Annotated in this window: 5 protein-coding genes; 3 read left to right on the forward strand and 2 right to left on the reverse strand. The window is 60.8% G+C overall.

Translation table 11 applies throughout. The features are described from left to right. Positions 1 to 3467 (forward strand): translocation/assembly module TamB domain-containing protein (locus A3730_RS17050; RefSeq protein WP_063538517.1); only part of this gene is annotated, 3467 nt, incomplete at its 5' end. Between the two features lie 267 nt (positions 3468 to 3734). Here A3730_RS17050 and A3730_RS17055 read toward each other — a convergent pair. Continuing rightward, positions 3735 to 4145, reverse strand: coding sequence for a PaaI family thioesterase (locus A3730_RS17055; protein ID WP_063520706.1), 411 nt, complete (start codon positions 4143 to 4145; stop codon positions 3735 to 3737). 148 nt (positions 4146 to 4293) lie between these two features. On the opposite strand from A3730_RS17055, the gene A3730_RS17060 reads away from it, so the two are divergent. Then, complete coding sequence (locus A3730_RS17060; RefSeq protein WP_063538519.1) at positions 4294 to 6012, forward strand: proline--tRNA ligase; 1719 nt, start codon at positions 4294 to 4296, stop codon at positions 6010 to 6012. A gap of 147 nt (positions 6013 to 6159) precedes the next feature. Here A3730_RS17060 and A3730_RS17065 read toward each other — a convergent pair whose 3' ends face one another. Continuing rightward, positions 6160 to 7197 carry a DUF4062 domain-containing protein gene (locus A3730_RS17065; RefSeq protein ID WP_063538521.1) on the reverse strand — a complete coding sequence of 346 codons (1038 nt, stop codon included), beginning with the start codon at positions 7195 to 7197 and terminating at the stop codon, positions 6160 to 6162. A gap of 263 nt (positions 7198 to 7460) precedes the next feature. Between A3730_RS17065 and A3730_RS17070 the strand changes: the two genes are divergently transcribed. Next, the coding region (locus tag A3730_RS17070; protein ID WP_156501235.1) for a ParA family protein at positions 7461 to 7832 on the forward strand (372 nt) is incomplete at its 3' end.

The following is a 7832-nucleotide window of genomic DNA, read 5'->3' on the forward strand; positions in this document are numbered from 1 at the left end:
CCGTCCTGGCCCGCGGCTTGCTGGTATTACTCAGCCTGTTGCTGGCCTGTCTGCTGGGCCTGACGCTGCTGCTGGGCACCGCCACCGGCAACCGCTGGCTACTGGAAAAAGCCTCCCCCTTTATCCCCGGCGAACTCAGCCTGGGCGAGTGGCACGGCAGCCTGCTCAGCGGCATCACCCTCAATGACATCGACTATCGCTATCAGGGGCTCACCGTGACCCTGGACCAGGTCAGCGCCGATATGGTGCCGCGAGCCCTGCTCAGTGGCTGGCTGGAACTGGAGCGCCTGTCCCTTGGCACCCTGCACATTACGCTTGCGCCCGGAGACAACACCGAGCCGCAACCGGCGGCCCTGCCAGAGAGCCTGGCACTGCCCTTCGGGATACGTATCGACCGGTTAACCATGGATGCCTTTCAACTGAACGACACGGTACTGGTCAGCAAGCTGGAAGCAGACAGCCTCGCGGCCTGGCGAAGCTTCCAGATCGCCCGCCTGCACACTCACACCTTGGCCGATACCACGGTGCAGGCCACCGCCCAGGGCAAATTGACGGCCCCCTTCGATGTGCAAGGCACGGCAAGCTGGCAGCTGCCACTGCCCGACAACAATACCCTGCAGGCACAACGGGCCAGCGGCCAACTCACCCTGGCGGGCCCACTGAGCCAACTTCAGCTGCACCATCAGCTTACCGGCCCGGTGGAAATGCAAAGTCAGGGGGAGTGGCGGCTCAAGGATGAACAATGGCAAATTGCCCTGCACCATCGCTGGCCAGCCCAGGCGTTGCCGCTTGCCTTGCCGCAACCTCTATCACTGGGCAAAGGCGAACTGGACACAAGCGGCCCGCTCGACGCACTGCGCCTGAGCGGCCACACCGGCCTGTCCAGCGGTGAGCGCAATGTGGCCATTACCGTGGACAGCGCCCTCATTCCCGGCGGCATTACCCTGCATGAATTCACCGTACAGGACGGCGACCAGACGCTGGCCAGCAACGGCCAGGTGATGTTCAGCCCATTAAGCTGGGATCTGGACCTCAGTGGCGATCTCAACACCGCCCTGCTGCACCCACTCTTCCCCGGTCAACTGGCCATCGACGGCCACAGCCAGGGGCAGTGGGACGGCGATCGCTGGACCCTGTCGCCCAGTGAGCTGTCGTTGCGCGGCCAGGTGCGCCAGCAGGCACTGTCATTCACCAGCACCCTGCAAAGCCAGACACCCGATGACAAACAACAATTGCACTTGAACACCCAGGGTAGCTGGGGGGACAACCAGCTGCAGGCCAGCGGCCAGGTATGGCCACAGTGGCAACTCCGCAGCGACCTGACACTGGCACGCCTGCAGCAATTGTATCCGGGGCTGAGCGGGAACCTGGCTGGCCAGGTTCAGCTCCAGGGCACCTATAGCGACCCGGCACTCAGCGGCCAGCTCACTGGCAACACTCTGGGCTGGCAGGACTGGCAGATAGCCCAACTGCAAAGCCGTTTCTCCCAACTGCGCCTGCCGCAAACTTCACACCGGGGTGACATGGCGCTAAGCCTGAGCGGCAACCAGATCACGCAGGGCAGCACCGAAGAGGTCAGCACCCTCACTGTCACCGCCAACGGCAACTGGGCCCGGCATCAGCTCAAGGCCGAGGCAAGCCGCAACGAGGTAACCCTGGAAACCCGCTTGCATGGCGGCCTCGACCCGGCAAGCACCACTTGGCAAGGCACCCTCTCCGATACCCGGCTGCAACACACTCGCCTGGGGCAGTGGCAACAAGACACGGACAGCAGCTTGCGTGTCTCTGCCCAATCGCAATCACTGGCCCCGTTCTGTCTGGTACAGGCCCCCAGCCAGCTGTGCCTGCAAGGCAGCCACACTTCCAACGGCCAGGACAACGTGAACGCAGAGGTACATCTGGCCGACCTGCCGCTGGCCCTGGCCAATAGCCTGCTCGGCCCCACCCTGACCATGGAGGGCGCCGTGAATGCCGATCTCACCCTGCACGGTTCGCTGGACAAGCCCGACGGCCAATTCTCCCTGCAAACCCGGGACGCGAAGATCACCGTTAACACCGCAGATGCCCCGCCCCCGGTGGAGATCGAAACGCTCACCGTGCAAGGCACGCTCGCCGATCAACGACTCAGCAGCAACCTGACCCTGACCACCGCGCTGGGCAACGCCCGGGCACAACTGGAGCACGGGCTGGAGCTGGATTCCTCGCTGCAAGGTGAGGTGGATTTCACTTTGAGCAGTCTGGCGTTTGTGGAACTGTTCACCGCCGACCTGCGTGAAGTGCAAGGTCGTATTCGCGGCGACTTTTCCCTGGCCGGCACGGTTCGCCAGCCCATCATGAACGGCGCCATCAAGCTGCAAGACGGGCAAGCACTGATTCCTTTTCTCGGGATCGATATCGCCGACTTGCAAGTGGCGATCCAGGGCAACCCCCAGGGCAAACTGGACATCACCGGCTCCGCGCAAATGGGCACAGGCACTCTGCGTCTGAACGGCACGGTGGACCCCAGCGATAAAAACATCCCCCTGCAACTGACACTCGGCGGCGAGCGTTTGCTTGCCGCTGACCGGCCCGATGCCCGCATCCTGCTAACGCCGGATCTGACCCTGGCAGGCGACCAGGAAGGACTGAACCTGACCGGCTCCCTGGCCATCCCGGAAGCCGAAATCCGCCCAGTGGAAATTCCGGAAGGCGCCATCACCGTCAGCAACGATCAGGTGCTGGTCCATCAGGAAGGGGACAGCCCCAGCCAACTGCCACTGGGCATGGATGTGACCCTGACACTAGGCGACAAGGTTCACTTCAAGGGTTTCGGGCTCGACGCCATGCTCGGCGGCACCCTGCAGGTTGAGCAGAAACCCCAGCGGCCACCGCAACTCAATGGCGAGCTGGTGATTCGTGAAGGGCGTTACCGGGCTTACGGGCAGAATCTGGCCATCAGCGACGGCCAGCTAATATTCCAGGGGCCACCGGACAACCCCGGCCTGGATATTCGCGCCATCCGAAAAATCCCCAGCGAAGGCGTAGTGGTGGGTGTGCAGTTAAGTGGCACCCTGCAAGAACCCAGTGCATCTCTGTTTTCCGATCCCGGCATGGAACAAAGCCAGGCCATGTCTTACCTGCTCACCGGGCGCCCACTGGAAAGTGGCTCCAAGAGCGAGGGCAACCAAATTGCCCAGGCCCTGGCGTTATACGGGCTGGAAAAAGGCAGCGGTGTTACCGAAAAAATCGGCGATAAACTCGGTGTGGATGACATCAGCGTGGGTAGCGACTGGGAAAGCGACGACGCGGCACTGATGCTCGGCAAACAGCTGTCCGAACGGTTGTATCTCACCTACGCGGTGGGCCTGTTCGACGCCATTTCCACCGTCATCCTGCGCTATACCCTGACTCGCAGCCTGCACCTTGAGGCCCGCTCCAGCAGTGAATCGAACAGCATCGATCTAATCTGGGAAAAAGAGTTGAGGTAAAAGAACGCGGGAAGCTACAAGCATCAAGCTGCAACGCGGGTTGGGACAGTGCCACACCGTGACCGCCCTGCCCGCGAAACTCTGTTGAAAGTTCAAAGTGAAAAGTTGAAAAGGGAAACAGAAACAATCTTTGAAGATTGGTGCCTGTGATGATACGCCGCTACGGCTCCACACTAGCCACCAAACTCCTGCAAAACAGCGCGGTGATAACGTTCGTCCTGCGACAATCCATCCACACCGCGCTTTTCAACTTTCAACTCGATCCTTTCAACTACTCGGCAACGCATAGGTCCCGGTGACATGGGCAACCATTTCATCGTTGCCCTCACTGAACAGCTGCACTTCCAACACCGCAGCACGACGGCCCAGCCGCAGAATCACCACCTCGGCGATCAGGTCCGCCGGCGCCGGGCGTGACAGGAAATTAATATTCAGATTCTGTGTCACCGCCATTTCCACCCGGCCCAGCTCTCCCAGAATCGCCGCGTACATGGCCGCATCCGCTAACCCCATCATGGTCGGCCCGGAGATACTGCCACCGGGGCGCAAGGTCGACGGCCGGAACGGCGAACGCACCCGCGCCCGCCGCGCCCCCACTTCCTCAATCCGCAGCCCTTCTTCAGAGGCCGCTGGCAGGCCCTGGTAAATCACATCCTGCACCTGCTGCGCATTCAGCATATCCATCTCTCAATCAATACGGTAAAACCTCAAGCATACGAGAGCGCACCGCATAAACACAGTGCCGGAAACGCCGGATGACTGGTTAGCAATGCCCTTTGCCCATAGAATGGAGGGCTATCGAATTAACTGGCCGAAGACACCCTTTATGCGCACCTCCCAATACTTGCTTGCTACCGTGAAAGAAACCCCGGCGGACGCCGTTGTGACCAGCCACCAGCTGATGCTGCGTGCCGGCATGGTGCGCAAACTGGCTTCCGGCCTTTATACCTGGTTGCCATCCGGGTTGCGGGTGCTGCGCAAGGTAGAACAGGTTATCCGTGAGGAAATGGACCGGGCCGGGGCGCAGGAAGTGCTGATGCCGGTGGTGCAACCCATGGAACTGTGGGAAGAATCCGGCCGGGCGCCGGCCTATGGCCCGGAGCTGCTGCGCATTACCGACCGCCACAACAATCCCTTCTGCCTGGGCCCGACCCATGAAGAAGTGATCACCGACATGGTGCGCAACGAGCTGCACAGCTACAAACAGTTGCCGGCCAACTTCTACCAGATTCAGACCAAGTTCCGTGACGAAATTCGCCCACGTTTCGGCATCATGCGCTCGCGGGAATTCATCATGAAGGATGCCTATTCCTTCCATACCAACATGGATTCCCTGGCAGAGACCTACCAGATCATGCACCGCGCCTACTGCGCCATCTTTGATCGGCTGGGCCTGGATTATCGCCCGGTGGAAGCCGATACCGGCGCCATCGGCGGCGCCGCCAGCCACGAATTCCATGTACTGGCCGAATCCGGCGAGGACGACATCGCCTTCTCCGATGGCTCCGACTACGCCGCCAATGTGGAACTGGCGGAAGCGCTGGCCCCTGCCATCGAGCGCCCGGCGCCCGGCGCCGCCATGGAAACGGTGGATACCCCCAATGCCAGAACCATTGAGGAACTGGTGGCACAGTTCGATCTGCCCATCGAGAAGACCATCAAGACACTGGTCGTGAAAGGCGCCGAGGAAGGCCAACTGGTAGCCCTGCTGGTACGCGGCGACCACGAACTGAACGACATCAAGGCCGAGAAGCTGGACGCCGTGGCCGCGCCACTGGAATTCGCCAGCGAAGACGCCATTCGCAACGTCGTGGGCGCAGGCCCCGGTTCACTGGGCCCGGTGGGCCTGCCGATCACCGTGATTGCGGATCGCAGCGTGGCTGTGATGAGCGACTTCGGTGCCGGCGCCAATGAAGATGGCAAACACCACTTCAACATCAACTGGGAACGAGACGTGGCCCTGCCGCAAATCGCCGACCTGCGTAATGTGGTAGATGGCGATCCCAGCCCCGATGGCGCCGGCACCCTGAGCATCAAACGCGGCATCGAGGTGGGGCATATCTTCCAGCTCGGCACCAAGTACTCTGAAGCGCTCGGCGCTACCGTGCTGGATGAAAATGGCAAATCCGTGGTGATGCCCATGGGCTGCTACGGCATCGGCGTAACCCGCGTGGTCGCCGCCGCCATTGAACAGAACAACGACGACCGGGGCATCATCTGGCCACAAGCCATTGCCCCGTTCCAGGTGGCCCTGATTCCGGTGAACATCAAGAAGAGCCCCCGGGAACGGGAACTGGCAGAAACGCTCTACGCCGAGCTCACCGCTGCCGGTATTGAGGTGATCTTCGATGACCGCGAGAAGGAGCGCCTGGGCGTCAAACTGGCTGACAGCGAACTGATCGGCATCCCCCATCGCATCGTCATCGCCGAACGCGGCATGGACAACGGCGTACTGGAATACAAAGGGCGTAAGGATGCGGACAAGACCGAGGTGCCGGTGGATGAGGTGGTGGCGTTCATCAAGGGAAAGTTGGGGACGAATTAATAGTTAATAATGAATAATTAATAACTGGCGCGAGCCAGTTATTAGCAGTTTAAAACGCAAGAGGCCGCGCCCAAACTTTGGGCGCGGCCTCTTTGCTTCCAGACCTGAAAAACCGTGTCTGCGACGTTATTCATTATTAACTATTAATTAAATTTTCACCGTGCGCTTGACTGCCATCACCTGGCTCATGGTGTTATCGCCATGGGCGGTCAGTTGCCAGAGAGGCAGGCCGCGAGTGTCTTTCTCCGCTGACCGGGCAATCAGCCCCAACGCCCGCAGATGGATTTTCACCTGATTAAAGGCATGGGCTGCCAGCACCACATTACGCACGGCGTGGGCTCGAGGGAAATCGTTCTGCACATCCCCCAGCGCCTTGCGGCCGATAAAATCTTCCAGCGCCTTCTGCAACACCGGTTCCGCCGCCGGGTTCAACATCAACGGCGCCACACAGGAAAAGGCCTGATCCCAGCTAATTTTGGTGGTTACCATGGCCAGCTTGCAGTCACCGCCTTCATACACATTGCAGGAATAATCCAGCGCCACCTGGTCTCCGGCACGGGCCAGGGTTTTCAAGGGGGGGCGCGCCTGACTGAGCGATTCTTCGCGCTCTTTTTCCAACAGTTCAATGCGCGCCTTGAGCGCCTCCGCCTGGGCACCACCGCCCTCACCCGCCTGATCGGCACGCACCCACCCCACTGCATGGTGCTCACGCATCAGGTGGGGAATGACCTTGGCAGCCAGCTCATTCAGGCCCGCTTCAGTGCTCCAGCGGTAGCAGGTCACCTTCTCTTCCAGCAGGCGCACAAAATCGTCACGGCGCACCTGACCGTCACGGGTCGGCTCCCGCTGTGCTTCCGGCAACGCGGAGGGGTTTTCGTGGATAAAGGCAACAATCGGTTTGCGCTTGGTGGCGGCGAAAATGTACTCGCGATGGATCTCGCTAAGCCCCATGGGCGACAGGGTGCCGTAACGGCCGCCCACAATCAGGATGAAATAGTCACTGGTTTCGATCAGTTTCTGGATCACCGGCAACAGGGTATTGCCGTCCGCCGCCGCACTGTCCAAACCGGTAGGAATCAGCCCGTGCTCCAGCATCGGCAGCATCAGTGCCTGGCGCGCTCCCTGCATATCGGGAAACGTGGCGCTGATAAAGACTTGATAGCGTTTGTTGGCTGTCGCGCTCACCCTGATCGAGACCTCTTTCTTTGTAATTCCGGCCCGCCGGGCCGTGCCTGTGGAGGGCTATTAAAGCGCCTGACTGCCCTGATCACAAGCCAGCCCAGTGGCCCGGGAGCCCAGCGCAGGCGAGACATGGGACATTTAACCGGTTCGTGCTAGCCTGAGCCCAGCCTATAACGCGGCCGGGGCCGCTATAATGGCGGGTCGCACGGGCAGGCAGACGGGAGCCCCGGGCACTCCACTCTCAAAGCTTACAGGAAAGGGACGCCATGCAAACCATTGCCTTTTACAACCTGAAAGGGGGCGTAGGTAAAACCACCACCGCAGTCAACGTGGCCTGGCATGCTGCCCGCTGGAAACATCGCACCCTGCTCTGGGACCTGGACCCGCAAGGGGCCGCCAGCTTTTACCTGGGAGTGGACGATGGCGATGGCTACAAGGCCGCCAATCTGATCAAGGGCAAGCAGCCCATTGGCCGCCTGAAGCGGGAAACCCGCTGGGCTAACCTGGATGCGATCCCCGCCGACCTGTCCATGCGCAATGCGGATATCAAGCTGATTGAGAATGGCGGCGCCAAAAACCGTCTGAAGCAGCTCATTGCCCCGCTGGGGGAAAGCTACGAACTGGTGATTCTGGATTGC

Source organism: Alcanivorax sp. HI0044, from assembly GCF_001634945.1.